General features: G+C 64.5%; 2 protein-coding genes. One reads left to right on the forward strand and one right to left on the reverse strand.

Translation table 11 applies throughout. The annotated features are described in order from the left end of the window. Positions 1 to 874, forward strand: an 874-nt coding sequence (locus AUR66_RS00175; RefSeq protein WP_058570519.1) for an alpha/beta fold hydrolase, incomplete at its 5' end; no start/stop codon positions are given. 19 nt (positions 875 to 893) lie between these two features. On the opposite strand, the gene AUR66_RS00180 is transcribed toward AUR66_RS00175, so the two are convergent. After that, positions 894 to 1,144: molybdopterin-dependent oxidoreductase (locus tag AUR66_RS00180; protein ID WP_157532942.1), on the reverse strand; the 251-nt coding region annotated here is incomplete at its 5' end.

Below are 1,144 nucleotides of genomic sequence, written 5' to 3' on the forward strand. Positions count from 1 at the left end.
ACTGCTCGAAACCTCAGGACTCGACGTACAGTCGCGGTTCGTCGAACTCGAAACACCTCGTGTACGGACTCACGTACTGGAATCGGGCCCATCAGGTGACGACCCACCACTGGTGTTCGTCCACGGGACGGCGGCGTTCGGTGCGTTTCTCGCCCCGCTGATGGGCCAGTTCGAGGGAACCCGTATGCTCACGTTCGACAGACCGGGGTACGGCCTGAGCGACGGGTTCGTCTACACCGAATCGAACGTGCGAAAGACAGTCGTCGACGTTCTCGAAGGGGTCCTCGACGAGATGGGCGTCGAACGTGCCGACATCGTCGGGCACTCCATGGGCGGACACACAGGCATCCTGTTCGCGGGAATACACCCCGAGCGAGTCAGGCGACTGTTCATCGTCGGGTCCGTGCCGGGATTCCCGGGAACGCGCCCACCGACCCCGTTCAGGGTGCTGACGGTGCCTGTGCTCGGTGGCATCATCAGACGAGTCCAGAAGTCCGGCGAAGCCGGTGTCTACGACATGGCGGCCGTGTTTGGCGAACGAGACGCCATCCGGAACCATCCGGCGTTCGTTCGGGCCGTCGCTGCCCACGAAGCCGCACCCAAGTCGGCGCTCGCGGGCCGAAGCGAATTCGACGCGCTCATCTCGATTCGTGGCTGGCGCAGGCCGAACCGCATCCGCGACGACGAGTTGCGGGCCGTCCAGCAACCCACGACGGTCATCTGGGGCGACCACGACCCGCTGGGCCGACCCGACGACGTGCGCCGCGGCGTCGAGTTGATACCAGACGCGCGGTTCGAAACCGTCGATGCCGGGCACATTCCGTTCCTCGCGCACGCCGAACGGTGCGCAGCACTCATCCGCGAGAGCAGGTGAGCGTCCTGAAAACGGCTCTCTAACTATACCGCTCTTCGTTCCACGGGTTCGCGGTGTTCGAGTACCCGCGCTTCTCCCAGTAGCCGCGTTCGGGTTCGGTGAGGAACTCGACGCCCGAGACCCACTTTGCGCCCTTGTAGGCGTACTTGTGTGGGGTGACGACGCGAAGCGGACCACCGTGGTCTGCCGGCAAGTCCTCGCCGTCGTAGCCCCAGACGAACATCACTTCGTCGCGCATACACGCGTCGAGTGGGAGGTTCGTTGTGTACC

Origin of the sequence: Haloferax profundi, from assembly GCF_001469865.1 — an archaeon.
Lineage (GTDB): Archaea > Halobacteriota > Halobacteria > Halobacteriales > Haloferacaceae > Haloferax > Haloferax profundi.